Here is a 24,206-nt window from a genome sequence, read left to right on the forward strand (position 1 = left end):
GGCCGTTCACTCGAACGGCTCACTCCAGCGGGCGAGGCCCCCAGTGCGGCTCCCATGCTGGCGAGCGGGACATGACCGCCGTCCGGCGATGCCCGCGCGAGACGCGGTGGTGCGCACCGGACCTGGCCACCGGAAGGGCGGAGCGTCGATGAGGCTCGTCGTCGATCTCAACAAGTGTCAGGGGTACGCGCAGTGCGCGTTCCTCGCGCCCGACGTCTTCGCCATGCACGGTGAGGAGTCGCTGGTCTACAACCCGCGGGCGGACGAGGAGCAGCGCGAGCGGCTGGCGCGCGCCGTCGCCGCCTGCCCGGTGCAGGCGATCACGACCGACGGTCTGGACGCCCCGGGTGCGAGCGCCACGTCCGGCCGGGAGGTGTCCGATGGCCACTGACTACGTGGACTGGCTCAGGCGCGAGGGCCGGATCGTGATCGTGGGCGCCTCACTGGCCGGCCTGCGGGCCGCCGAGACCCTGCGCGCCGAGGGCTTCACCGGTGAGCTCACCCTGATCGGTGACGAGCCCTACGAGCCGTACGACCGGCCGCCGCTGTCCAAGGCCGTCCTGCTGGGCAAGGCGTCACCGCGCCACACCGAGCTGCCCCACCGCCGGGAGATCGACGCGAAGTGGCGGCTCGGCGTCCCCGCGACCGGACTCGACCTGACGGCCAAGCGGGTACGGCTGGCCGACGGGGACGAGGTGGAGTACGACCGGCTGCTCATCGCGACCGGCGTCCGGGCCCGGCCCTGGCCGAAGGAGGAGGAGGCCCGCCTGGACGGCGTCTGCGTACTGCGCACGCGCGACGACGCGACCGGGCTGTACCAGCGGCTGAAGGCCGGGGCGCGCCGGGTGTTCGTCATCGGCGCCGGGTTCACCGGCTCCGAGATCGCCTCCGGCTGCCGGGAGATGGGCATCGCCGTCACCGTCGCGGAGCGCGCCGGCGCGCCGCTGGTGGGCGCCCTCGGTGGAGTCATCGGCGCGGTCGCCGCCGGCCTGCAGCTCGACAACGGCGTGGACCTGCGCACCCATGTCACGGTGACGGCGCTGGAGGGCGACTCGGCCGGCCGGGTGCGGGCCGTCCATCTGTCCGACGAGAGCACCGTCGAGGCGGACGTGGTGGTCGTCTCGCTCGGTTCGCAGCGCAACACCGAGTGGCTGACCGGGTCGGGACTGGGCGCGGGCCCCCGGGGCATCGCCTGCGACGCGGGCTGCCGGGCCTTCGACTTCCGGGGCATCGTCACCGACGACGTCTTCGTCGCGGGCGACGTGGCACGGTCCCCGCACGCGCTGTTCGGCTACCAGTTCCTCTCGCTCGAACACTGGGGCAACGCCGTCACCCAGGCGGAGACGGCCGCGCACAACATGATCTGCCGGGGCGCCGACCGGCGTCCGCACCTGTGGATGCCCGCCTTCTGGTCCTCGCAGTTCCGGGTGAACGTCAAGTCCGTCGGTGTGCCGCCCATGGCCGACCAGATCATGATCACGCAGGGTTCCCTGGCGGAGCGCAGGTTCGTCGGCGTCTACGGCTACCAGGGCCGGATGATCGCCGCCGTCAGCTTCGACAACACCCGGTGGCTGGAGTTCTACCAGCGGCAGATCGAGCGGGGCGCTCCGTTCCCGGTGGAGTTCCCGACGGTGGACCGGCGTCCCGAGGGCCGGCAGCCGGTCTCGGCCGACTTCCCCGACCCGTCCCTGCCGACCCACGGCCCCACCGTCACCCTGAGCGGCTACTCGCCTGCCGACCAGCAGTTGGTCTTCCACCCCGCCCGCCACTGACCGCCGCCCGGCGCCGACGCTCCAAGGACCTGCCATGACGCACGCCTCGCTGTTGCGCCAGATCACCGACTTCGCCAACCGTGCCAACCCGTATCCGCTGTACGAAGAGCTCCGCAAGAAACCGGTGCTGCACGAGGAGGAGGGTGGCCCCTACGTCATCAGCTCGTACTGGGACATCGAGAGCCTGCTCCACGACCCCCGGATCAGCTCCGACTTCACCAACCTGGTCGCCTCGGGCGACGACGAGCTGTCGGGGCCGGAGGCCACGGGGCTGCCGCCGAGCTTCATCCGGCTCGACCCACCGGAGCACGACCGGCTGCGGCGGATCGCCAACAGCTCCTTCGGTCCCCCGCACCAGCCCACCCGCATCGACTCCATGCGGGGCGAACTCGCTCGGATCGTCGCCGACTTGATCGACGGGTTCGGGGACGCGCGGCAGATCGACCTGGTCGACCAGTTCGCGTACCCCTTCCCGGTGACCGTGATCTGCCGGCTGCTCGGCGTGCCGCGCGAGGACGAGCCCCGCTTCCGTGCCTGGGTCGACCCGATCGTCGCCGGCCTGGACCCCGACACCCGCACGAGCGCCGAATCCGAGCGCACCGCGCAGGAGGCACGGCTGCAGCTCGGCATGTACCTGAACGGGCTGGTGGAGCAGCGCGCCAGGGAACCGCGCGACGACATGCTGTCCGACCTGGTGAACAGTCACGGCCCCGACGGTGCCATGACCACGATGGAAGTGCTCAGCACCGCGGTGCTGCTGCTCATCGCCGGCCACGAGACGACCGTCAACCTGATCGCCAACGGCATGCTCACCCTGCTGCGCCACCCGAAGTACCTCCAGCGGCTGCGCGACGATCCGGGCCTGTCCGTGAAGATCGTCGAAGAGCTCCTGCGCTACGAGCCGCCGGTGCAGCTCGTGCCGCAGCGCACCTGCATCGCGGACATCGAGGTGCGCGGGGTGACCATCCCGAAGGGCTCACGGATCTGGCTCGTGCTCGCGGCGGGCAACCGTGACCCGGAGCGGTTCAAGGAGCCCGATCGCTTCGACCCGGACCGCGAGGACATCCAGCACCTCGGCTTCGGCAGCGGCATCCACACCTGCTTCGGCGCTCCGCTGGCCCGTCTCGAGGCGCAGATCGCGCTGTCCGAACTGGCCCGCCGGCTGGACAACCCCCGTCTCGTCGAGGATCCGCCGCCCTACCGGCAGAACGCCGTGCTCCGTGGCCCGAGCCATCTGAACATCGCCTTCGACGACCTGCGTTGACGGCCGGCGGCGGCCGGGTCAGTGCGCGAGCCGGCTGAGCCGGACCAGGCCGACCCAGGTCTCCGGTCCCGGCTGGGCGTAGGCAGCGCGCACGGCGTACGGACCCGGTTCGAGCGGGACCCGCAGGTGCTCCTCGCCCTGAGCCGCACCGCCCGGCCAGGCCGAGTCGAACAGCACCACCGGGCCGGGCACGTTCCAGCGGATCTCGTCCCCCCACACGGCCGCGTCGAGCGCGGCGGGGATCTGGGTCAGCAGCTCGTTCTCGGAGTTCGCGGCGGACCAGCGCACAAAGGTGCCGTGGTCGGGCAAGTAGGAGGTGGAGGCGGGTTCGTCGCCGAGGACGAGGGCCGCGCTGTCGCCGACCGGGAGCAGGCCGACGTAGCCGTCGACCTCGCACGCGCGGTCGTAGTCCGTGGCGAGTTCCTCGCTGTCGGCGCCCGCCCAGAACGGCAGCACCGTCTCCGGTACGGCTATCAGCGGGCCGCCGCCCGACTCCACCCACTCCAGAGCGCCTGGATCCGCGTATCGAGCCATGGGCAGAACCTACACGGGTGGGTCTCAGCAGCCGCACTCGCCTGCCGCCGGGGCCGTCAGCGGGTCGGCGTCCCGGCGTGCGGGACCCTGCCGGGTCTCGTACGCGAAGCCCTCACGCGCCCAGTACTCGAAGCCGCCGAGCATCTCCTTGACCCGGTAGCCGAGTTCGGCCAGGGCGAGGGCGGCGCTGGTGGCCCCGTTGCAGCCGGGTCCCCAGCAGTACGTCACCACGGGCACGGACCTGTCGAGGAGCTGCTCGGCCTGCTCGGGGATGAGCGCGGTCGGCAGGTGGACGGCGCCCGGGACGTGCCCCTGGTCCCAGGACTCGGTGGAGCGGGAGTCGACCACGACGAAGCCGGGGTCACCGCCGGCCGCGAGCGCGGCGGCCACGTCGGAGACGTCGGCGTGCAGGGCGAGGATCGCCCGGAAGTAGGCGGCGGCCTCGGCGGGGGCGGCGGGGGCCGTGCGCAGGACGGGGTTCACGGAGGTCTCAGTGATCATGCCTGAGAATCTATGGCCCGTGACCGGCTCCCTGAAGTGGGGATCCACGGGGTTGCCCTTGCCGTGCCGGGGATTGCCCTGCTATCCCTCCCGGATGACCGCGTATTCCCCGGACGCCACCGACTGGCGCATTCTCGACGTCCTCCAGCGCGACGGACGGGCCAGCTACGCCGAGCTGGCGCGTGAGGTCTCCATGTCGCCGAGCGCCGTCACCGAACGGGTCCGGCGGCTGGAGGAGGCGGGCGTGATCCAGGGGTACGCGGCGGTCGTCGATCCCGAGCGGCTCGGCCTGGCGATCATGGCGTTCGTGCGGCTGAGGTACCCGAACGGCAACTACAAGCCGTTCCACGACCTGGTGGCCGCGACGCCCGAGATCCTGGAGGCGCACCATGTGACGGGCGACGACTGTTTCGTCATCAAGGTCGCCGCGCGCTCCATGTCCCATCTGGAGGAGGTCTCGGGGAGGATCGGTGCGCTGGGTTCGGTGACGACGAGCGTGGTGTACTCCTCGCCCCTGCCCCGGCGTCCGCTCGGCCGCTGATCTCGTCACACGCCCCGCTGCCGCAGCGTGGACCCCGATCTGCCCTTGACGACCTCCAGCTGGGCGTGGATGCGGCGGCGCAGGTCGGGGACGTGGCTGACGATGCCGACGCTGCGGTCGCGTTCGCGCAGGGAGTCGAGGACGTCGAGAACCTCGTCCAGGGTCTGGTCGTCGAGGCTGCCGAAGCCCTCGTCGATGAAGAGGGTGTCGAGGCGGACGCCTCCGGCCTCGTCGGTGACGACGTCGGCGAGGCCGAGGGCGAGGGCGAGGGAGGCGAAGAAGGTCTCGCCGCCGGACAGGGTGGCCGTGTCCCGCTCGCGGCCGGTCCAGGCGTCCACGACGTGCAGCCCGAGCCCGCTGCGGCCGCGTCCGGTGCGGTCGTCGGAGTGGACGAGGGTGTAGCGGCCGGACGACATGCGCTGCAGCCGTACGGTCGCGGCGGCGGCGACCTGTTCCAGCCGTGCCGCCAGCACGTAGGACTCCAGGCGCATCCTGCGTTCGTTGTCGGCGGAGGTGCCCGCCGTGAGGGCGGCCAGGCGGGCCACCCGGTCGTACTCCTCGCGCAGCGGGGCGAGCCGGCGCACGCCCTCGGTGGCGCGGGCGGAGAGGCGGTCCAGCTCGGTGCTGCAGCGGGCCGCCGCGTCGCGTGCGGAAGCGGCGGCGCGCAGCCGCCGTTCCGCCTCGGCCGCCGTCCGCTCCGCCGCGGCGAGGTCGGCGGGCGGCTGCTCGGCGGCGGCCGCGGTGTCGGCCTCGGCCAGCACGGCGCGCACGGCCGCCTCCTCCGACTGCCAGGCGTCCAGCCGGTGTTGCAGTTCGCGGTGGGCCGCGTCGTCCAGGAGGGCGGCGGCCGCGGCCTGCGGGGTGTCGAATCCGGCGCGGTAGGCGGCGTCGGCGAGGCGGGCGTCGGCGTCCTTGAGGCGCTGGGCGGCGTCCCCGGCGGCGCGCGCGGCGTCGGCGGCGGCGGTGAGCAGCCCCGCCAGCCGCTCCAGCTGCGCGGCGCGGGCGGCCACGCTGGCCGCGGCTCCGCGCGCCTGCGTCAACTCCTCCTCCAGCGCCGTTTGTTCGCGCTCGAGGGCCTCGCGCCGGGTGAGCCGGGAGGCGGTCCGTACGGCGGCCCGCTGGCGGTCGGTCAGGCGCCGCTCGCGCTCGTGCTCGGCGCGCCGCAGCCCCTCGTGGGCGGCGTGCAGGGCCGCGGCGGCCCGGCGGGCGCGCGCGTACTCCTGTTCCAGCTCGTCCGCCTCGGTGGCGAGCCGGGCGGTGGGGGTGTCGCCGGCCTCGGCGGTGGCCGCGGCCAGGGCCTCGCGTACGACGCCGAGGCGCCGCTCGTCCTCGGTGTGCTGCTCGCCGGCCCGCTGGTGGGCGGCGAGGGCGCGCTCCTCGGCCTCGCGGTCGACGTGCCCGGCGACCTTGCGGGCCGGTGCGGGGTGTTCGGTGGCTCCGCAGACGGCACACGGCTCGCCGTCGGTGAGGTGCGCGGCCAGCTCGGCGGCGATGCCGTTCAGGCGCTGTTCCTTGAGGTCGAGCCAGTGGGCGCGGGTGTCCAGGGCGCGTTGTCCGGAGGCGAGGGCCCGGCGCTGTGCCTCCTGCAGATCCGCGGCCAGCTCGTCCCGGGTGCGTGCCGCGTTGAGGCGTCGCCGTGCGGGTTCGCGCTGGACGGCGAGCTGTTCGGCGCGGGTGGCCGCCTCCTGGGCGGAGTCGATGCGGGACTGCAGGGCCGCGCGCATGGCGTCCCAGTCGGCGAGCCAGGCGTCGGCCTCGCGCAGGACCTCCTCGTCGGCGCGCTCCTGCCGGTCCGACCCGGCCCATTCCTCGGCCAGTTCGGTGAGCCGCTGTTCCGCGCGCCGGGCCGACTCCAGGCCGCCCAGCTCCTCGGTGGCGCGGCGGGCGGCGGCCGCGAGGCCCGCGGGGCCCGCGTCGGCGTAGGAGTCGGGGAGCGCTTCGCGTGCCCGTGTCTCGGTCTCGCAGGCCCCGTGGTGCTCGGCCTCGGCGGCCTCCCGCAGCTCCAGCGCGGGCGCCACCGCCTCCGCCTTGCGGGCGCGCTCCATGCGCTCCTGCGCCTCGCGGTGGGCGCCGGCCCGCTCCTGCACAAGCTCCGCCCGCCGCCGCGCCTCGGCGAACCGGCTCTGCAGCCGGGCGAGTTCGCGTATCTCCTCCAGGGCTCGCCGGGCCGCGGCGTGGCCGGACTCGGCGGCGGTGAGGCGGCAGTGGGCGACGGTGAGACGCTCCCGCGCGGTGCTGCGGGCCACGGCGGCGGCACCGAGGACGACCTCGGCCAGGCCGGGCTCGCCGGGGCTCAGCTCGGGCAGCTCCATGGCGTCGCCCGCCTCCTGCTGCATGCGGTGCGCGTCGGCGAGGAGCATGGCGTCGGCTTCCCGTACCCGGGCCTCGGCGGCGCGCCGGCGTTCGGCGAGCCGCTTCTCCACGTCGGCGAAGCGCTGGGTGTCGAAGAGGCGGCCCAGGAGGCGGCCGCGGGCTTCGGCGTCGGCGCGCAGGAAGCGGGCGAAGTCGCCCTGGGGCAGCAGGACGACCTGGCAGAACTGCTCACGGCTCATGCCGAGCAGCTGGGTGATCTCCTCGCCGATCTCCTGGTGGGAACGGCTGAGGTCCTTCCAGGCGCGGGCCTGGGCGTCGTACTCGCGCAGCCAGGTCTGGGCCTTGTCGACCGTCGTGCCCTTGCCGCGCAGCTTGCGGCGCTCCCAGGGCGGCTGCCGGGTTATCTCCAACCGGCGCCCCGCCACGGTGAGTTCGAGGCGGACCTCGGTGCGGGTGCCGGCTTCGGCGTGGTCGCTGCGCAGGTTCATGCCCTGGCCGCTCTGCCGGGCGCCGGGCACGGAGCCGTAGAGCGCGTAGCAGACGGCGTCCAGGACGGAGGTCTTGCCCGCGCCGGTGGGGCCGTGCAGCAGGAAGAGGCCGGCGGCGGACAGCGCGTCGAAGTCGACGGTCCGGGAGGCGCCGAAGGGGCCGAAGGCGGTGATGTCGAGCCGGTGCAGCCTCACCGTGCGACCTCCCGCACGGCGTCGCCGGCGCGCACGGCGTCGAAGGCCTCCCGCAGCACGGCCGCCTCCTGCGCGTCGGGTCCGGCGCCGCGCACATGGGCCACGAAGTCCTGGGCGATCTGCTGGTCGCCGCGGCCCGCGAGCCGCCGGGCGTAGGACGCCTCGCGGTCGTCCGGTGCCCGTTGCGGGGCGAAGACCAGGCTGAGCGTGTGCGGGAAGCGCTCGGTGAGGCGGGCCATGGGGTCGGCCGGACGAACCGGGTCGGTGAGGGTGGCCTCGACCCAGGCGTCCTCGTGGCGGGCCAGCCCGGGGTCCGCGAGCAGTCCGTCCAGGGTGCCGTGGATACGGGCCAGCGGGCGCGGCACCGGGCAGTCGACGCGCTCGGCGGTGACCGAGCCGTCGGCGGCCAGGTCGACGAGCCACATGCTCTTGCGGTGGTCGGCCTCGGAGAAGGAGTAGGCGAGCGGGGAGCCCGAGTAGCGCACGCGCTCGGTGAGGGTCTGGCAGCCGTGCAGATGCCCGAGTGCCACGTAGTCGACGCCGTCGAAGACCCCGGCCGGTACGGCGGCGACTCCGCCGACGGTGATGTCCCGCTCGCTGTCGCTGGGCCGGCCGCCGGTGACGAAGGCGTGGGCGAGGACGACGGAACGGGTGCCCGGCGCGCGCGTGGCGAGGTCGGCGCGGATGCGGTCCATGGCGGCGGCGAGCACGGCCTCGTGGCCGGCCTTCTCCACCGCGAACTCGTCCTTGACCAATGCCGGTTCGAGGTAGGGCAGCCCGTAGAAGGCGACGTCGCCGTGGGCGTCCCGCAGCACGACCGGGACGCCGGCGGCGGACGGCTCGGTGCGCAGATGGATGCCCGCGCGGTCGATGAGTCCGGCGCCGACGCCGAGCCGGCGGGCCGAGTCGTGGTTGCCGGAGATCATGACCGTGGGCACGCCGAGGTCTGCCAGGCGGTGCAGGGCGTCGTCGAACAGCTCGACCGCGGCGAGCGGGGGCACCGCCCGGTCGTACACGTCCCCGGACACGACCACCGCGTCGACCGCGTGCTCGCGCACAGTGGTGACGAGGTGACCGATGAACCCGGCCTGGGCCCCGAGCATGTTCACCCGGTGGAAGGCCCGGCCGAGATGCCAGTCGGACGTGTGCAGGAGTCTCATGATCCCCGAGACTAACGGCCGGGTCCGACATCACGGGCGGTTACTCCCGTATCAGACCGTCATGACCCGTCCCACAACTGACCGTTATGCCCGATTCAGGGTTAACGTCACCCTTCAAGTGAAGCGAACCTCACGCGTCTCCGTAGGCCTCTCCGCCCAGTTCGAACCCGGCCGTGCCCGCCGTCACATCGGCGAGCCAGGCGCGGAAGGCGTCCACGTCGGCGTCCGGCAGCCCGATCTCGATCGTGACGGCCTCGCCGTAGCGGACGTCCCGGACCTCGCGTCCGGTGGACCTCAGGTCGTTCTCGACCTTGCCCGCGCGCTGGTGGTCGACGGTCACCGTGGCCAGTCGGAAGCGGCGCCGGGTGAGGGTGCCCACGGCGTCCAGGGCCTCGCCGACCGCTCCGCCGTAGGCCCGGATGAGGCCGCCGGCGCCGAGCTTGACGCCTCCGTAGTAGCGGGTGACGACGGCGACGACGTACCGCATCTCGCGGCGCAGCAGCATCTGGAGCATGGGCACGCCGGCGGTGCCACCCGGTTCTCCGTCGTCGCTGGCCTTCTGGACGGACGCGTCGGCGCCGATGACGTACGCCCAGCAGTTGTGCGTGGCGTCGGCGTGCTCCTTGCGGACGGCCGCGACGAACTCCTGGGCCTCCTGCTCGGTGGCCGCCGGGGCGAGGGCGCACAGGAAACGGGAGCGGTTGATCTCGATCTCGTGCACGCCCGCGCGGGCGACTGTGCGGTACTCGTCCTGCATCCCGTCAGCCTATGCGAGCGCCGGGGTCACCCTTGATCGCGGTGCGCGTCACGACTCCCCCCCTTTCTTCTTCCCGCGTGGCACGGCGACCGACGTCAGCAGGGCGGTGCCGGGGGCGAGGGCCGGCCAGCCGGTGCCGCGCCAGACCAGCACGGCGACCGCGGAGGTCGGGAACTTCACGCGCACCTGCGCGAGCGTGTCGTCCAGACCGTCCCCGGCCAGCTCCAGGACCAGTTCCTCCAGCCCCGGGTTGTGCCCGACCAGCAGCAGCGTCTCCACTTCCCGCGGCACCTCGTGCACGGCCTCGAGCAGGCCCGGTACGGCGGCCGCGTACAGCCTCCGGTCGAAACGCACGGGAGGTGGCGTGCCCCACTGCGCGGAGACCAGCTCCCAGGTCCGGCGGGCGCGTACGGCGGTGGAGCACAGGACGAGGTCGGGCAGGACGTCGGCCTCGGCGAGCACACGCCCGGCGGCCGGGGCGTCCCGCAGGCCGCGCGGCGCGAGCGGACGCCGGTGGTCCTCGACACCCTCGGGCCAGGCGGACTTGGCGTGCCGCAGCACGACCAGCCGGCGCAGTGGGCCCGCGCCCGCCCGCTCGATCACGCGAGGCTCCCGAGGTCACGGGCGAGGTCCAGGGCGAGCAGGCGGTCCGCGTACACGTACGTCTCGAACCGGGCCCCGTCGGGCAGCCCCGGCGCGCTCTCCACGTCCCGCAGGACGCCCAGCACCCCGGGCAGGTCGAGATCGTCCTCCCACGCGGCCCGCAACCGCACCCGCACCTCCTCGGGTACCGGACGCGACGGCTGCCGCGCCCACCCGGCGACGGCGCGCCGCCAGCGGGCGAGGGTCCGCGCGGCCTCGTCCAGCCCTCCGGGGTCAAGGCGTACCGGCGTGTTCCGTGGGACGGAGAGCAGGGACAGGCGCAGGGCGGTGGGGTCGGACAGGAGGGCCGGGAGGTCGACAGGCGGTGCGCCGTCCGGCGAGGGGGGTGTGACGGGCTCGCCGCCGCGTGCGGCGTCCGACGCCGCGCCCGGCTCGCCGTGCCCCGCCGCCCCCGGCCCCCTGCCGACCGTCGCCGGTGCGACGGTCAGCAGGGGGCCCTCCCCGGGCGGCTCCTCCGTGTCTTCTCCCACCACATGGATCACCTGCGCCTCCCCCAGGCCCGACGCGAGGTCGCGGCCGTCCTCGAAGGGGCGGATGGCCAGGGTCGTCGCGGCCGTACGGAGCTCGGCGTGCCGGCGGGGGGCGGTGAGCATCGTCCAGACCGGGGTGCCGCCGAGTTCCAGGGCACGGACCAGGACGTCGGCGGTGAGGAGCACCCGCAGCGCCGTCAGGTCGAGGTCCGCGGCATGGGCCTCGATTCGGGTCAGGCCGCGGCGGGCGGGCGCGGCGGCGACGGGCTCACCGGTTCGGGCGTCGAGGATGCGCAGCACGGCCCGAGCGTAGGCGTGCCGGCGGCCGTACGCAGGCACCTTGCGCCGATTCCGGTCACCGTGGCGGCCCACCGCGGGGGAATCAGCACCTGGCGGACACTGTTGCCGGGACGACAGATTCCCGCGCAGCCCGAGGAGGCGGCCGTGTACGGCGACGAAGCGACGATCCGCAGGATCCTGACCGAACGGGGTGACACCTGGGCCGTGGTCGGCCTGTCCTCGAACCGGCGCCGGGCCGCGTACGGGGTGGCCCAGGTGCTGCAGCGGTTCGGCAAGCGGATCGTGCCGGTGCACCCCAAAGCGGAGACGGTGCACGGCGAGCAAGGGTACGCCTCGCTCGCGGACATCCCCTTCGAGGTGGACGTGGTCGACGTCTTCGTCAACAGCGATCTCGCGGGCGCGGTGGCCGACGAGGCCGTGACGAAGGGCGCGAAGGCGGTCTGGTTCCAGCTGAACGTCGTCGACGTGGCCGCCTACGCACGGGCCCGGGAGGCGGGACTGGACATGGTCATGGACCGGTGCCCAGCGATCGAAATTCCCCGTCTCGGCTAGCCTGTCTCTCGTTCTTCTCACATTTCACCGCTGAATATTGACATTCTGGCCTACCGTCTGACCTGTGCGGAGACTGTGCGCAAGTCACACAAGTTCTTGGGTCAAGATTTGGGAAACAGTCTTTTGTCGGTGCGGAAAGCTTTCCTAGCCTGTGGCGTCCTTGCTCGTTAATCCTGCGTTTACGATCTGAGAGGCCACTTGACATGGTGAAAGTCGACCATGCAGCGCCGATAACCACGAAGGGCCAGGGCGGCCTGCGCCGTGACGTCGGCCTGATCGGACTGATGTGGGCCTCCGTGGGCTCCATCATCGGCTCCGGCTGGCTGTTCGGCGCCGAGAAGGCGGTCGTGGTGGCCGGACCCGCGGCGATCATCTCGTGGGTGATCGGCGCGGTGGCCATCGTGCTGCTGGCGCTGGTGCACGCCGAACTCGGTGGCATGTTCCCGGTGGCCGGTGGCACGGCCCGCTACCCGCACTACGCCTTCGGCGGCCTGGCCGGCATGTCGTTCGGCTGGTTCTCCTGGCTCCAGGCGGCCACCGTCGCGCCGATCGAGGTCGAGGCCATGATCGGCTATGCCAAGCACTGGCAGTGGGCCGACGGGCTGCAGCGCGCCAACGGCACGCTCACCGCCAGCGGCATCATCGTCGCGGTCGTCCTCATGGCCGTCTTCGTGGCGGTCAACTTCCTCGGCGTCCGTGTCCTCGCGCACACCAACAGCGCCGCCACCTGGTGGAAGATCGCCGTCCCGCTCGCGGCGATCTTCGTGATCGCCATCGGCAACTTCCACCCGGGCAACTTCACCTCCGAGGGCTTCGCGCCGTTCGGCGCCAAGGGCATTCTCGCCGCCATCAGCTCCAGCGGCATCATCTTCGCGCTGCTCGGCTTCGAGCAGGCGATCCAGCTGGCCGGTGAGAGCCGCAACCCGAAGCGGGACCTGCCGCGCGCGACCCTCGGCTCGGTCGCGATCGGCTCGGTGATCTACATCCTGCTCCAGGTCGTGTTCATCGTCGCGCTGCCGCACAGCTCCTTCGCGCACGGCTGGGCGAAGCTCGACTTCCCCGGCATCAGCGGTCCCTGGGCGGGTCTGGCCACGCTGGTGGGCCTCGGCTGGCTCGGCCTCGTCCTGTACGCCGACGCGATCATCTCCCCCGGCGGCACCGGCCTGATCTACACCACCGCCACCTCCCGCATCTCCTACGGCCTGGCCAAGAACGGCTACGCGCCCAAGGTGTTCGCCAAGACGGACTCGCGCGGTGTGCCGTGGTTCGGTCTCATCGTCTCGTTCGTGACCGGTGTGATCTGCTTCCTGCCGTTCCCGAGCTGGCAGGAGCTGGTCAGCTTCATCACCTCGGCGAGCGTCCTGATGTACGCGGGCGCGCCGCTGGCGTACGGCGTCTTCGCCGACCGGCTGCCGCACCACGAGCGCCCGTACCGGCTGCCCTTCGGCAAGGTCATCTCGCCGCTGTCGTTCGTGGTCGCCAACCTGATCATCTTCTGGTCCGGCTGGGACACCCTGTGGCGGCTCGGCTTCGCGATCCTGCTCGGCTACGTGCTGCTCGGCTCCTACGCCTGGTACGCGATCCGCAAGAACCTGCCCGACGCGCCCCGGCTGGACTTCAAGGCCGCGCAGTGGCTGCCCGGATACCTGATCGGCCTCGGCGTGATCTCGTACCTGAGCACCTTCGGCGGCGACGGCACCATCCCGCTGTACTGGGACATCCTGGTCGTGGCGGTGTTCTCGCTCGGCATCTACTACTGGGCCAAGGCCACCGCGTCGAAGCCCGAGGCGATCGAGCGCAGCATCGAGGAGGTCGTGGTCACCGACGCTCCGGCGCACTGACCCCGCACTCCTCCCGGTGTCCCGTCAGCCACGGCAACTCCGCCGCGGCTGACGGGACACCGTCATAATGCGGGGGTGATCTCCCCTTCCCCCCGCCCCGGCTCCGCGCCCGAGGAACGCCGTAGGGTCGTCGTCGTGGGCGCCGGACCCGCCGGTCTCACCGTCGGCAACATCCTGCGGGCGGCTTCCGTCGACTGTGTGGTCCTGGAGACCGAGAGCAGGCAGTTCATCGAGACCCGGCCGAGAGCCGGCGTCATCGAGGAATGGGCGGTGCGTGCCCTCGGGCAGCGCGGCCTGGCGGGCAACCTGCTGGAGCGGGCCCAGGTGCACGACGCCTGCGAGTTCCGCTTCGGCGGCGAGCGGTACCGGTTCTCCTACGGCGAGCTGTCGGGCCGGCACCACTATGTGTATCCCCAGCCCCTGCTGGTCACGGACCTGGTGCGGGAGTACGCCGACGTACGCGGCGGTGACATCCGTTGCGGTGTGCGCGACGTGCGGCTGCACGACCTGGACTCGGACCGGCCCGCGGTGTCGTACCTCTGTCCCGAGACGGGCGAACGGCGGGTGCTGCGCTGCGACTTCGTCGCGGGCTGCGACGGGGCGCGCGGGGTGACGCGGGACGCGATACCGCCGGGACGGGCGCGGATCGCCCGGCAGGCCGACGGCATCGGCTGGCTGGCCCTGCTGTCCGAGGCCCCGCCCTCCTCCGACTGTGTGCTGTTCGGCGTCCATCCGCACGGTTTCGCCGGGCACATGGCCCGCAGCCCCGAGGTCACCCGCTACTACCTGCAGTGCCCGCCCGGCGACGACCCGGAGAACTGGCCGCACGAGCGGGTCTGGGCCGAGCTGCGGACCCGGCTCGGCGCGGCCGGCGCGCCGCCGCTCATGGAGGGCCGGCTGATCGAGAAGCGGGTGCTGGACATGCACCACTACGTCGTCGAGCCCCTCGTCCACGGGCGGCTGTTGCTGGCCGGCGACGCGGGCCATCTCACGGCGCCGATCGCGGCGAAGGGCATGAACCTCGCCCTGCACGACGCCTTCCTGCTCGGTGACGCGCTCGTCGCGTACGTCACCCGGGGCGACGACAGCGGCCTGGACGGCTACTCCGACGCGTCCCTGCGGCGGGTGTGGGACTACCAGGAGTTCTCGCAGTGGCTGTCGGACGTCTACCACGGCGTCGCCTCGGGCGATCCGTTCCGGGCGGGCACCACGCTGGCCCGGCTGCGCCGCCTGTTCACCTCGCCCGCGTCGGCGGCGGCCTTCGCCGAGCAGTACCTGGGCGCGGCCGCGGCGTTCTGAGCCCGCGCCGCGCGCCTCGGACGGTGACGGCCTCGGGACCCGGGCGGGTGAGGCAGGGGGCGGTGCCCGCGAGGGCGAGCAGGACGACCGCGAGGGACCTGGCGCAGGGGGTCCGGCCGGAGGTCACGAAGAACCCGGGGCGGTGACCAGCGGTGCGGACGAGGTGCCGGCGCTGCTGGAGCGGCTCAGCTCTCTGCTTCGGTGCCACGCTCGGCGAGGCGGTGGTCGGCCACCTTCAGCGCCTCGTCGACCAGGCGGCGCAGATGGCCGTCGCGCAGCGAGTAGACCACGCGGCGGCCCTCCTTGCGGGTCTTCACCAGACCCGCGAGGCGCAACCGGGCCAGGTGCTGGCTGACGGCGGGACGGGCGGCGCCACACGCCTCGGTGAGGGTGGTGACGTCGGCCTCACCCGTGGTCAGAGCGTGCAGCAGGGTGAGGCGGGTGCGGTCGCCGAGCAGGGCGAGGAGATCGGCGGCGACCGCGAACTGCGCGTCGCCCGGTGCGCGCGGCTGCTCATGATGCGCAGGTGATAGGTGCATGCGTGCGCTCATACGCACATAATGGCTCCGTGGGCGCCGCCGCGTCCATTCCCGGACACCGGACACCGGAAGGGGATCCACGTGAGCGACCGGCACACGCACCACCCCGGCGACGAGCAGACGCACCGGCACGGCCGGGAACCCCACGGCCATGCCCACACCTCCCCCGGGCTGCGCCACCGCCTCGCCCACCTCCTCACCCCGCACTCGCACGAGAGTGCCGACAAGCTCGACCCCGCCCTGGAGTCCTCGGCGCGTGGCATGCGCGTGCTGTGGGTGTCCCTGGCCGTGCTCGGGGCGACCGCGCTCGCCCAGGCGATAGTGGTCGTGGTCTCCGGATCGGTGGCGCTGCTCGGGGACACCGTGCACAACGCGGCGGACGCGCTGACGGCCGTACCGCTGGGCATCGCCTTCGTGCTGGGCCGACGGGCGGCGACCCGGCGGTTCACCTACGGCTACGGGCGCGCCGAGGACCTCGCGGCCCTCGCGATCGTGCTGACCATCGCGGCCTCCGCCGCGTTCGCGGCCTGGGCGGCCGTCGGGCGGCTGCTGGACCCGCGCCCGGTCGAGCACGTGCCGGCGGTCGCGGTGGCCGCGCTGGTCGGCTTCCTGGGCAACGAGGGGGTGGCCCGGTACCAGATCCGGGTCGGCCGGGAGATCGGCTCGGCCGCACTGGTCGCCGACGGCATGCACGCCCGGACGGACGGCTTCACCTCACTCGCCGTCCTGCTGGGCGCCGGAGGCGCGGCCCTGGGGTGGCGGCTCGCCGACCCGGTCGTGGGGCTGGCGATCACCGCCGCGATCGCGCTGGTGCTGCGGGACGCGGCGCGGGAGGTGTTCCGGCGGGTGATGGACGCCGTCGACCCGGCGCTGGTGGACCGGGCCGAGCGGGTGGTGCGTGCGGTGCCGGGCGTGCGCGAGGTGGGCGAGCTGCGGCTGAGGTGGATCGGGCACCGGCTGCGGGCCGAGCTGGCCGTCGTGGTGGACGGCGAGGCGACGGTCCGCCAGGCGCACGCGATCGCCGTCGAGGCCGAACACGCCCTGCTGCACGCCGTTCCGAGGCTCACGGCCGCCCTGGTGCACGCCGATCCGGCACCCGTGCCGGGCGCGACGGACCCGCATCTGGTGCTGGCCCATCACCTGACGGCCTGATCTCAGGCGACCCCGAGCCCTTCGAGCACCACCGCGCCGGGCAGCTCCGCGAGCGCCTTGCCCGGCACCAGCAGCTTGCCGCGCCGGCGCCCGCTGCCGACCAGGACGTAGGGCAGGTCGGCCACGGCCGCGTCCACCAGCAGCGGCCAGTCGGCGGGCAGTCCGACCGGGGTGATACCGCCGTACTCCATGCCGCTCTCGCCGGTCGCCGTGTCCATCGAGGCGAACGAGGCCTTGCGCGCCCCGAGTTGGCGGCGCACCACGCCGTTGACATCGACCCGGGTGGTGGAGAGCACCACGCACGCCGCGAGGGTGGTCTCGCCGCCCCGCTTGCCCGCGACCACCACACAGTTCGCCGACCGCTCCAGCAGTTCGCGGCCGTAGTGCTCCACGAAGACGGCCGTGTCGGCCCAGCGCGGGTCGGTGTCGACGTAGACGATCCGGTCGGCGGGCACGCTGCCCCGCCAGTGGCGTACGGCGTCGGCGACCGGGGCGGTCAGCTCGTCCAGGCAGTCGGGGGCCGGGGTGGCGGTGTCGAAGTCTCCGATGGGTGCGCGCATGGCCGCACGCTAACAAGGGCCGCCCGGCGGCCGAACCGGCGTCTCATTGCACGGGCGGCACCGAGACCGCCATCACCATCTCCATCGGGACGTCGCCGGTATTGGCGTAGACGTGCGGGATGTTGGCCTCGAAGGAGGCGCTCGCTCCCGCCGGGACACGGTACTCCTCGCCGTCCACGGTGAGCGTCAGCTCGCCCGCGGTGACATGGACCAGCTCGACCGTGCCGCCGGGGTGCGGTTCGGAGGGGCTGCGGTCGCCCGGCATCAGCCGCCAGTCCCACATCTCCAGCGGCCCCGGGGCCTCGGTGCCGGCGAGGAGCCGGTTGTAGCTGCCGGCCTCGGTGTGCCACAGCCGTACGGCCCGCTCGGCGGGGACGACGCGGACCTTGGGACCCCGCTCGTAGTCGAGGAGGGTGGTCACGCTGACGCCCAGCGCGTCGCCGATCTTGACGACGGTGCCGATGCTCGGGTTGGTGCGGGCCTGCTCGATCTGGATGAGCATGCCGCGGCTGACACCGGCCCGGACGGCGAGCACGTCCAGGGTGAAGCCGCGCACCGCGCGCCAGTGCTTGACGTTGCGCGCCAGGGACTGGGTCAGGAGGTCGAGGTCCGACACGTTCCGTCCAATGTCCAGGGAGATGAGGTCAACTATTTTGGATGGCAGAGTTCAATGAAAGGAACTACGGTGGGATGCACCCGCTTGTTCACCGAACTGTACTGCGAGGCCCTCAGTGACAGCGTTCTTCGCCCTGACCACCAGCCTCCTGTGGGGCCTGGCCGACTTCGGCGGCGGGCTGCTGACCCGACGCACGCCCGCACTGACGGTGGTGGTCACCTCCCAGGCGATCGCGGCGGCCGTGCTCGCCGCGATCGTGGTCGCGACCGGAGGCTGGAGCGAGGCGGGCCCGCGGCTGTGGTTCGCGGTAGCGGCCGGTCTGGCCGGTCCGGTGGCCGTGTTCTCGTTCTACAAGGCACTCGCACTGGGCCCGATGGGCGTGGTCTCCCCGCTGGCCACGCTGAGCGTGGCCGTGCCCGTCGGTGTGGGCCTGGTGCTCGGCGAGCGCCCGGGAGCACTGCAGGTGGCGGGCATCGCGGTCGCCGTCACCGGGGTCGTCCTCGCGGGCGGCCCGCAGCTGCGCGGCGCGCCGGTGCAACGGCTGACGATCCTGCTCACGCTGATCGCGGCGCTGGGTTTCGGCACGGTGTTCGCGCTGATCACGGAGGCCTCGACGAATGTCACCGGCCTGTTCCTGTCGCTGTTCGTCCAGCGGGTGACGAGCGTCGCGGCGGGCGGCGCGGCCCTGTACACCGCCGTCCGGCGCGGCACCCCCGCCCTGCCCGAGGGCGGCCTTGCCCGTACCTCGCTGCCGGCACTGGCCTTCGTCGGCCTCGCGGACGTGGCGGCCAACGGCACCTACGCCGTCGCCGCCCAGCACGGCCCGATCACCGTGGCGGCCGTGCTCGCCTCCCTGTACCCGGTGGTCACCGCGCTGGCCGCGCGCGGCTTCCTCAGCGAGCGGCTACGCGCGGTCCAGGCCGCGGGCGCCGGGCTCGCCCTGCTGGGGACGCTGCTGCTGGCGACCGGCTGAATCAGCCGTCGGCCTCGAGGCGGGCCAGCCGCTCCATCCCTTCCTCGTCGAGATCGGCCAGCGCGCGCAACTGCTCCGGCGTGATCCCTTCCGGGAGCGGCACCGGAGCCGGGGTCCGCAGCGGCGGCTGCCATCCGTCGGCGGGAGTCCAGCGCCGTACGACCCGGGCCGGCGCCCCCGCCACCACGGAGTGGTCGGGCACGGTTCCCCGCACCACCGCGCCGGCCGCCACGACCACGTTCCGGCCGATCCGCGCCCCCGGCAGGATCACCGCACCGGTGCCGATCCAGCAGCCCGGGCCGATCTCCACCGGCTCCATGCGCGGCCACTGCCTGCCGATGGGCTCGTGCGGGTCGTCGTAGGAGTGGTTGGTGGAGGTGACGTAGACGTACGGCCCGAAGTAGCAGTCGCTGCCGATCGTGACCGTGGTGTCGGCGATGACATGGCTGCCCCGGCCGAGCACGACACCGTCGCCGACGCGCAGGATGGGCTCCGGCCCGAGGTCGAGGTCCGGCATCAGACCGGCGGTGAGGGTGACCTGCTCGCCGATGATGCAGTGGGCACCGAGGTGGATCCAGGGCTCGCCGAAGACCGTGCCGAGCGGGAAGGCCAGCCTGGTACCGGTGCCCAGCGCGCCGAAGCGGAACCCGGCCGGGTGCTCAGCCGTGACGGAGCCCCTGCGTTGCGCCCAGGACCAGGCCGCGTGGACGGCCCGCTGGGCGAGGCCCCGTCTCCAGGACGAGAACGTGTTCTTGCGCTTCGGCACGGGGTCACGTTACTCAGCGGTTGTCTTCGGCGAGAGGGCACACTGCTGTGATCTTTGCCCCACTGCTGACGTACCGTGCCGAGTACCACTGACATGGCGAGGAGACGGTGATGACGCACAAGGCGCTGATCGTGGGAATCGGGGGGAAGGAGCCCCGGATCGACTCGGAGGCGTTCGTGGCGCCCACGGCCTCGGTGATCGGGGACGTTTCGCTCCGCTCGGGGACGAGTGTCTGGTACGGCGCGGTCCTGCGGGGAGATGTGGAGGGGATCGAGGTCGGCGCGAACAGCAACGTGCAGGACAACTGCACCTTGCACGCGGATCCCGGGTTTCCGGTGAGCGTCGGGGAGCGGGTTTCCATCGGGCACAACGCGGTGGTGCACGGAGCGACCGTGGAGGACGACTGCCTGATCGGGATGGGAGCGACCGTGCTGAATGGGGCGGTGATCGGGGCGGGGTCCCTCGTTGCCGCTCAGGCGCTGGTTCCGCAGGGGCTGGTCGTGCCGCCGGGGTCGTTGGTCGCGGGCGTTCCGGCGAAGGTCAAGCGGGCCCTCTCCGCGGAGGAGCGGCAGGGAATCACCCTCAACGGCACGATGTATGCGGAGTTGGCCAAGGCGCATCAGCATGTGCACGAGTAGGGGCGTTCGCGGGTGTGGGTGCGCGTGCGGGAGCGCGTGCGTGGGGCTGATCGCGCAGTTCCCCACGGCCCTGGGGGGTTTCAGTCCCCGGCGCCCACAGGTTCCGCTTCTCGGTGTTCGAGCTGGGCCTTCTTGGCCCGACGCTTGATGATCAGCACGGACGTCAGGCCGATCAGGACCGCTGCCGCCAGGCCCAGGTACGAGAAGCGCTTGAGCCAGTCCTCGGCGACGATGCCGACGTAGTAGATGACGGCCGTGGTACCGCCCGCCCAGCAGATGCCGCCGAGGACGTTGGCGATCAGGAACTTCCAGTACGGCATGTGGAGGACGCCCGCGAGGGGGCCGGCGAAGATGCGCAGCAGGGCGACGAAGCGGCCGAAGAAGACGGCCCACATGCCCCACTTCTCGAAGGACCGCTCGGCGGTGGCGACATGGCCCTCGCCGAAGTGCTTCGGAAACTTCCTGCCCAGCCGGGCCAGCAGCGGTCGTCCGCCCTTGCGGCCGATCGCGTAGCCGATGGAGTCGCCGATGACGGCTCCGGCGGTCGCGCACACGCCGAGGACGATCGGGTTGATGCCGGAGTGCTGGGAGGACATGAGCGCCGCCGACACCAGGATGATCTCGCCCGGCAGCGGGATGCCCAGGCTCTCCAGGCCGATCACCAGGCCCACCACGGCGTAGACGGCGGCCGCGGGCACCGTGTCGAGCCATTCCTGGACGTGCACCGCCGGTTCCTCCCCTGAGGGCGTTCCTGTCTGCCAGGGCGTGGCTTGCGCAGCGCGCCCCATGGGAAGGCTACCTGGTCGGCCGTGAACGACAGCTCCCGCGCACGCGCCCTACGGCACCGTCCCGCCCTCGCGCCTTCGGTTTTCGGACATCCCGGTGTCATGCGGAAGGGGAAGGCTCCCCGAGGCTTTCGCCGCTCCGCCTCCCCAAGGTCCCCCTGCCGGGGCCCGATGCGGAAGGACCACGTCCCCGTGTCCTCACTCTCCCCGACGCCCCCGGCGTCCCTGGCGTCCCTGGCTTCCTCGGCGTCCCCGCCTTCGCCGGTGTCCCCGGCCTCCTCGCCCTCCCCGCGGTCGCCGCTCTCCCCAGCTCCCTCGGCCTCCCCGCCGTCACCGCTCTCCCCGGCCTACCCGGCGTCCCCCGCTTCCCGGCCATCGCCGGTCTCCCCGCTCTCCCCGCGGTCGCCGCTCTCCCCAGCTCCCTCGGCCTCCCCGCCGTCACCGCTCCCCCCGGCCTACCCGGCGTCCCCGGCTTCCCCGGCTTCCCGGCCGTCGCCGCTCTCCCCGCCGTCGCCGCTCTCCCCAGCTCCCTCGGCCTCCCCGCCGTCGCCGCTCTCCCCGGCCTACTCGGCGTCCCCGGCTTCCCGGCCATCGCCGGTCTCCCCCGCCTCGTCGGCGTCACCGGCCTCCCGACCGTCGTCGGTCTCACCGTCCTCGCCGGTCTCCGCGGCCTCGGCGGTCTCACCGCCCTCGCCGGTCTCCCCCGCCTCGCCGGTCTTTCTCGCCTCCTCGGCCTCCTCGGCGTCCCCGCCCACTCCGGTCATTGCAGCTTCCGTGGCCTCCCCGGCATCCCTGCCCTCGCCGGTCCCCCCGGCCTCCGATCCGTCCTGTCACGGGTCCGGGGCGCCGGTGCGGCGCGGCTCCCTCATGGTGGGCCGGCCCGTCCGGCTCGCCCTGTGTCTGTCGCCCCTGCTGCTCGCCGGCGGCTGGGCCCTGGCCCACCGGCCCGTGGCGTACGAGGGTGCCGCGCGGCTCGTCGCCGCCGGCCCCTGGTGGCTGCTGGCCGGGGCCGGCTTCACCTGTCTGACCTGGGTGGCGGCCTCCTGTGTCCGGCAGGGTGCGCTGCCGGACCGGCTGCCGCCGGGGCTGCTGCTGGCCTCGCAGTTCGCCGCGGGTGCCGCGAACCACACGCTGCCGGGTGGCCTGGGCGCGCACGCCGTCACGCTGCGCTTTCTGCGTACCCGAGGGGTGCCGCTCAACCGGGCGGCCGCCTCGATCGGCCTGTACTCCCTGGCGAGGACCACTGCGAAGACGCTGGTGCTGCTGGTGTTCCTGGCGTCCTCGCCCACATGGCGGCGGCTCGGGGACCTGCTCCAGGACGGGCGGGCGCTGGTGCCCGCCGTCGCCGTCGCGGGTGGTGCGCTCACCGCGGCGGGGGTGCTCCTGACGGTCGTGCGGCCCTTACGGCGTCCGGTGACGGGGCTGCTGCGCTCCGCCCTCGCCGATGCGCGGGTGGTGCACGGCCGGCCCTGCCGGGTGCTGGCCCTGTGGGGCGGGGCAGCCGCGATGCCCCTGCTACAGGCGGGTGCGCTCGTCTGTGTGGGGGTCTCGCTCGGCCTGGGGCTGCCGTGGCAGCACGTGGTCCTGGCCCATCTGGCGGCGGGCACCGCGGTCGGAGCCGTACCGGCGCCCGGTGGTCTCGCGGTGGACGCGGCGCTGGTGTGGACGCTGGTCGCGTTCGGAGCCTCGCCGGCCGTGGCCACCGCGACCGTGATCGGCTACCGGGTGCTGACCGACTGGCTGCCGCTGCTGCCGGGCGCCCTGGTGCTGTCGGCGCTGATCCGCGCCGAGGTGCTGTGAGCGCCGGTCACTCGTGCCGGGCGACCAGGCGGTAGGCATTGGACAGGCCCAGACGGTGGGACAGCGGGCGTACCGCGAACCGGTCGAGGAGGGTGGCCGTGAGCAGGGCGGGCACGCCCGCGAGGAGGAGCGCGGTGCGCAGGGCGCGCCGAAAACCGCCGGGCGGCTCGGGCAACCAGGGCGCGTCGTCACGCGGGGCGGTGTGGTCGAGGGCCAGCCAGACGGCGGCGAGGAGGTCGACCGGGTCGTGCGGCTCGGCGTGCTGCTCGGCGATCACCGTGAAGCCGAGTTCGGTGAGCCGGCGCCGCAGGTTGCCGACCGGTATGAGGTGCAGGTGCTGCGGCTGGAGCCAGGGCAGCCACCAGCGGCCGAGGAGGCGTGCGTACCGGCTCTCCGGATCCGGGACCTCGATGAGCAGATGGCCGCCGGGGCGTACGACCTCGTGGGCGGCGCGGAGTTCGCGGTCCGGGTCGGTGCTGTGCTCCAGGTAGTGGAACATGCTCACCACGTCGTAGCGGGCGGCCAGTTCGGGCGCGAGGTCGGGGAAGGCGCCGCGGTAGGCGTGCTCCACGCGGCCCTCGCGGGCCGCGAGTTCGGCGCCGTCGGTGAAGTCGAGCCCGTCGAAGGCGGTGCCGGGCAGGACGGTCCGGGCGGCCTCGCAGAAGTGGCCGTGGCCCGTGCCGACGTCGAGCCAGTTCTTCGGGTTCGGGTCGTGCGGTGCCATCGCCTCCGCCCGGCCCCGGTACATCGTGGTGCGGCCGCCGAACGTGCCGCTCATGCGCTGTTCGCCAAGACCGTCGTAGAAGTCCCGGTAGTAGAACTCGAGCCCCTCGTCGGTGAGTCGGGGGTTCTGGAAGGTGTGGCCGCAGTCCGTGCAGCGGTCGAGGGTGAACTGGCCGGGTTTGTGCTGGAGCAGGTCGATGGTGCGCAGGCGGGTGGTCAGCCGGGCGGAGGCGCACCAGGGGCAGGTGCTGCGCCTGGGCGCGAAGAAGCGGTCCGTGCCGGCGGCCAGGTCGGCCTGGTAGGCGGAGCGCAGGGCGGCTGTCCGCTCGCTGTTCTTGCTGGGGTCGCTCATCGGGTCTCCGTAAGTTGTTAGGCGGCCCGGGAGGGCCGGATGTGGCTTATCGGGTCTTGTCTTCAGTGGCTTCCGAGGAGTGGCCGTCCGGCTCTCCGGGGCGCCCTGGCTGCTGATTGAGATGTGCGCGCTGTGTGCGGTCGCTGTTTACGGAGATGACAGCGGGGTGTTCCTCGGGCCGACGGTGTGTTGTGCGGAACGAGGAGGGGCGAGTGACCAAGCGGAAGGCCCACGTCTGGGCCGGTGTCGACGCGGGCAAGGGCCACCACTGGGCTGCTGTGGTCGACGAGGCCGGTGCGACCCTGTGGTCGAAGAAGATCGGCAACGACGAGTCGGCGATCCTGGCCGCGCTCGGCGAGATCCTGGAGCTGGCCGATGAGGTCCATTGGGCGGTGGACATCTCCGGCACCTCGTCCGCGCTGCTGCTGGCGCTGCTCGCGGCCCACGGCCAGCGGGCGGTCTACGTGCCTGGCCGCACGGTCAACCGCATGTCCGGCGCCTACCGCGGCGAGGCGAAGACCGACGCCCGCGACGCCTATGTCATCGCCGAGACCGCTCGCCACCGCCGGGACTTCGCCGCCATCGATGTGCCTGCCCAACTCGCCGCGGACCTCGCGCTGCTGACTGCCCACCGAGCCGACCTGGTGGCTGA

General features: G+C 73.1%; 26 protein-coding genes. 12 read left to right on the forward strand and 14 right to left on the reverse strand.

Annotation, left to right across the window (positions count from 1 at the left end):
* The first annotated feature begins 148 nt into the window (after positions 1-148).
* The 3 genes from ACFZDC_RS28655 to ACFZDC_RS28665 are packed head-to-tail and all read left to right on the forward strand — an operon-like array spanning position 149 to position 3,036.
* Positions 149-391: a 4Fe-4S domain-containing protein gene (locus ACFZDC_RS28655; RefSeq protein WP_391328435.1), complete on the forward strand. Its 243-nt coding sequence runs from the start codon at positions 149-151 to the stop codon at positions 389-391.
* Entirely contained in the window at positions 381-1,772 is a 1,392-nt protein-coding gene (locus tag ACFZDC_RS28660) for an FAD-dependent oxidoreductase (protein WP_391328437.1), read from the forward strand. Before ACFZDC_RS28655 ends, ACFZDC_RS28660 begins: the two co-directional genes overlap by 11 nt.
* A gap of 34 nt (positions 1,773-1,806) precedes the next feature.
* Positions 1,807-3,036: a cytochrome P450 gene (locus ACFZDC_RS28665; protein WP_391328439.1), complete on the forward strand. Its 1,230-nt coding sequence runs from the start codon at positions 1,807-1,809 to the stop codon at positions 3,034-3,036.
* 18 nt (positions 3,037-3,054) lie between these two features.
* Here ACFZDC_RS28665 and ACFZDC_RS28670 read toward each other — a convergent pair whose 3' ends face one another.
* The gene (locus ACFZDC_RS28670) at positions 3,055-3,570 is read right to left on the reverse strand and encodes an Imm21 family immunity protein (protein ID WP_391328441.1); all 516 of its coding nucleotides are present in this window, start codon (positions 3,568-3,570) and stop codon (positions 3,055-3,057) included.
* Positions 3,571-3,594: 24 nt separating this feature from the next.
* Complete coding sequence (locus ACFZDC_RS28675; protein WP_391328443.1) at positions 3,595-4,071, reverse strand: rhodanese-like domain-containing protein; 477 nt, start codon at positions 4,069-4,071, stop codon at positions 3,595-3,597.
* A gap of 94 nt (positions 4,072-4,165) precedes the next feature.
* Between ACFZDC_RS28675 and ACFZDC_RS28680 the strand changes: the two genes are divergently transcribed.
* Complete coding sequence (locus ACFZDC_RS28680; RefSeq protein WP_020938649.1) at positions 4,166-4,612, forward strand: Lrp/AsnC family transcriptional regulator; 447 nt, start codon at positions 4,166-4,168, stop codon at positions 4,610-4,612.
* A 5-nt stretch (positions 4,613-4,617) separates the two neighbouring features.
* On the opposite strand, the gene ACFZDC_RS28685 is transcribed toward ACFZDC_RS28680, so the two are convergent.
* From ACFZDC_RS28685 to ACFZDC_RS28705, 5 genes are all read right to left on the reverse strand, one after another.
* Positions 4,618-7,608 carry an AAA family ATPase gene (locus tag ACFZDC_RS28685; RefSeq protein ID WP_391328446.1) on the reverse strand — a complete coding sequence of 997 codons (2,991 nt, stop codon included), beginning with the start codon at positions 7,606-7,608 and terminating at the stop codon, positions 4,618-4,620.
* The gene (locus ACFZDC_RS28690; protein WP_391328448.1) at positions 7,605-8,768 is read right to left on the reverse strand and encodes an exonuclease SbcCD subunit D C-terminal domain-containing protein; all 1,164 of its coding nucleotides are present in this window, start codon (positions 8,766-8,768) and stop codon (positions 7,605-7,607) included. Before ACFZDC_RS28690 ends, ACFZDC_RS28685 begins: the two co-directional genes overlap by 4 nt.
* Positions 8,769-8,898: 130 nt before the next feature.
* Positions 8,899-9,525, reverse strand: coding sequence for a YigZ family protein (locus ACFZDC_RS28695; RefSeq protein WP_391328450.1), 627 nt, complete (start codon positions 9,523-9,525; stop codon positions 8,899-8,901).
* Between the two features lie 48 nt (positions 9,526-9,573).
* On the reverse strand, positions 9,574-10,128 hold the full coding sequence (locus ACFZDC_RS28700) for a histidine phosphatase family protein (RefSeq protein ID WP_391328451.1): 555 nt from the start codon (positions 10,126-10,128) through the stop codon (positions 9,574-9,576).
* A complete protein-coding gene (locus ACFZDC_RS28705) occupies positions 10,125-10,958 on the reverse strand; it encodes a hypothetical protein (protein ID WP_391328453.1) in 834 nt (277 codons plus the stop codon). Before ACFZDC_RS28705 ends, ACFZDC_RS28700 begins: the two co-directional genes overlap by 4 nt.
* A 144-nt stretch (positions 10,959-11,102) precedes the next feature.
* Between ACFZDC_RS28705 and ACFZDC_RS28710 the strand changes: the two genes are divergently transcribed.
* The 3 genes from ACFZDC_RS28710 to ACFZDC_RS28720 all read left to right on the forward strand — a co-directional run bounded on the left by ACFZDC_RS28710 (position 11,103) and on the right by ACFZDC_RS28720 (position 14,650).
* Positions 11,103-11,510, forward strand: coding sequence for a CoA-binding protein (locus tag ACFZDC_RS28710; RefSeq protein WP_391328455.1), 408 nt, complete (start codon positions 11,103-11,105; stop codon positions 11,508-11,510).
* Between the two features lie 203 nt (positions 11,511-11,713).
* Entirely contained in the window at positions 11,714-13,351 is a 1,638-nt protein-coding gene (locus ACFZDC_RS28715) for an amino acid permease (protein ID WP_391328458.1), read from the forward strand.
* Between the two features lie 75 nt (positions 13,352-13,426).
* A complete protein-coding gene (locus ACFZDC_RS28720; RefSeq protein ID WP_391328459.1) occupies positions 13,427-14,650 on the forward strand; it encodes a 4-hydroxybenzoate 3-monooxygenase in 1,224 nt (407 codons plus the stop codon).
* A gap of 185 nt (positions 14,651-14,835) precedes the next feature.
* Here the strand turns inward: ACFZDC_RS28720 and ACFZDC_RS28725 are convergent, their stop codons facing one another.
* Positions 14,836-15,201 (reverse strand): metalloregulator ArsR/SmtB family transcription factor, encoded by a 366-nt coding sequence (locus tag ACFZDC_RS28725; protein WP_391328461.1) that lies wholly within the window; start codon positions 15,199-15,201, stop codon positions 14,836-14,838.
* 69 nt (positions 15,202-15,270) lie between these two features.
* Between ACFZDC_RS28725 and ACFZDC_RS28730 the strand changes: the two genes are divergently transcribed.
* Complete coding sequence (locus ACFZDC_RS28730; protein ID WP_391328463.1) at positions 15,271-16,341, forward strand: cation diffusion facilitator family transporter; 1,071 nt, start codon at positions 15,271-15,273, stop codon at positions 16,339-16,341.
* A 2-nt stretch (positions 16,342-16,343) separates the two neighbouring features.
* On the opposite strand, the gene ACFZDC_RS28735 is transcribed toward ACFZDC_RS28730, so the two are convergent.
* Together ACFZDC_RS28735 and ACFZDC_RS28740 are read right to left on the reverse strand one after the other, a co-directional pair.
* A complete protein-coding gene (locus tag ACFZDC_RS28735; RefSeq protein WP_391328465.1) occupies positions 16,344-16,901 on the reverse strand; it encodes a YbaK/EbsC family protein in 558 nt (185 codons plus the stop codon).
* A 43-nt stretch (positions 16,902-16,944) separates the two neighbouring features.
* Positions 16,945-17,517 (reverse strand): cupin domain-containing protein, encoded by a 573-nt coding sequence (locus tag ACFZDC_RS28740; RefSeq protein WP_391328467.1) that lies wholly within the window; start codon positions 17,515-17,517, stop codon positions 16,945-16,947.
* Between the two features lie 115 nt (positions 17,518-17,632).
* Here ACFZDC_RS28740 and ACFZDC_RS28745 point away from each other — a divergent pair, with 115 nt between their 5' ends.
* Positions 17,633-18,490, forward strand: a complete 858-nt coding sequence (locus ACFZDC_RS28745; RefSeq protein ID WP_391328469.1) for an EamA family transporter — start codon at positions 17,633-17,635, stop codon at positions 18,488-18,490.
* 1 nt (position 18,491) lies between these two features.
* Here ACFZDC_RS28745 and ACFZDC_RS28750 read toward each other — a convergent pair whose 3' ends face one another.
* The gene (locus tag ACFZDC_RS28750; protein WP_391328471.1) at positions 18,492-19,256 is read right to left on the reverse strand and encodes a DapH/DapD/GlmU-related protein; all 765 of its coding nucleotides are present in this window, start codon (positions 19,254-19,256) and stop codon (positions 18,492-18,494) included.
* A gap of 110 nt (positions 19,257-19,366) precedes the next feature.
* On the opposite strand from ACFZDC_RS28750, the gene ACFZDC_RS28755 reads away from it, so the two are divergent.
* Positions 19,367-19,894 (forward strand): DapH/DapD/GlmU-related protein, encoded by a 528-nt coding sequence (locus ACFZDC_RS28755; protein ID WP_391328473.1) that lies wholly within the window; start codon positions 19,367-19,369, stop codon positions 19,892-19,894.
* Positions 19,895-19,974: 80 nt separating this feature from the next.
* Here the strand turns inward: ACFZDC_RS28755 and ACFZDC_RS28760 are convergent, their stop codons facing one another.
* Positions 19,975-20,619, reverse strand: a complete 645-nt coding sequence (locus ACFZDC_RS28760; RefSeq protein ID WP_391328475.1) for a VTT domain-containing protein — start codon at positions 20,617-20,619, stop codon at positions 19,975-19,977.
* Positions 20,620-21,242: 623 nt separating this feature from the next.
* Positions 21,243-21,443: a hypothetical protein gene (locus tag ACFZDC_RS28765; RefSeq protein ID WP_391328477.1), complete on the reverse strand. Its 201-nt coding sequence runs from the start codon at positions 21,441-21,443 to the stop codon at positions 21,243-21,245.
* Between the two features lie 103 nt (positions 21,444-21,546).
* Here ACFZDC_RS28765 and ACFZDC_RS28770 point away from each other — a divergent pair, with 103 nt between their 5' ends.
* A complete protein-coding gene (locus ACFZDC_RS28770; protein WP_391328479.1) occupies positions 21,547-22,479 on the forward strand; it encodes a lysylphosphatidylglycerol synthase domain-containing protein in 933 nt (310 codons plus the stop codon).
* 7 nt (positions 22,480-22,486) lie between these two features.
* Here ACFZDC_RS28770 and ACFZDC_RS28775 read toward each other — a convergent pair whose 3' ends face one another.
* The gene (locus ACFZDC_RS28775) at positions 22,487-23,554 is read right to left on the reverse strand and encodes a methyltransferase domain-containing protein (RefSeq protein ID WP_391328481.1); all 1,068 of its coding nucleotides are present in this window, start codon (positions 23,552-23,554) and stop codon (positions 22,487-22,489) included.
* A gap of 212 nt (positions 23,555-23,766) precedes the next feature.
* Between ACFZDC_RS28775 and ACFZDC_RS28780 the strand changes: the two genes are divergently transcribed.
* A partial coding sequence (locus ACFZDC_RS28780) for a transposase (protein ID WP_391328482.1) occupies positions 23,767-24,206 on the forward strand: 440 nt, incomplete at its 3' end.

Origin of the sequence: Streptomyces sp. NPDC007905 (assembly GCF_042959345.1) — a bacterium.
GTDB lineage: Bacteria > Actinomycetota > Actinomycetes > Streptomycetales > Streptomycetaceae > Streptomyces.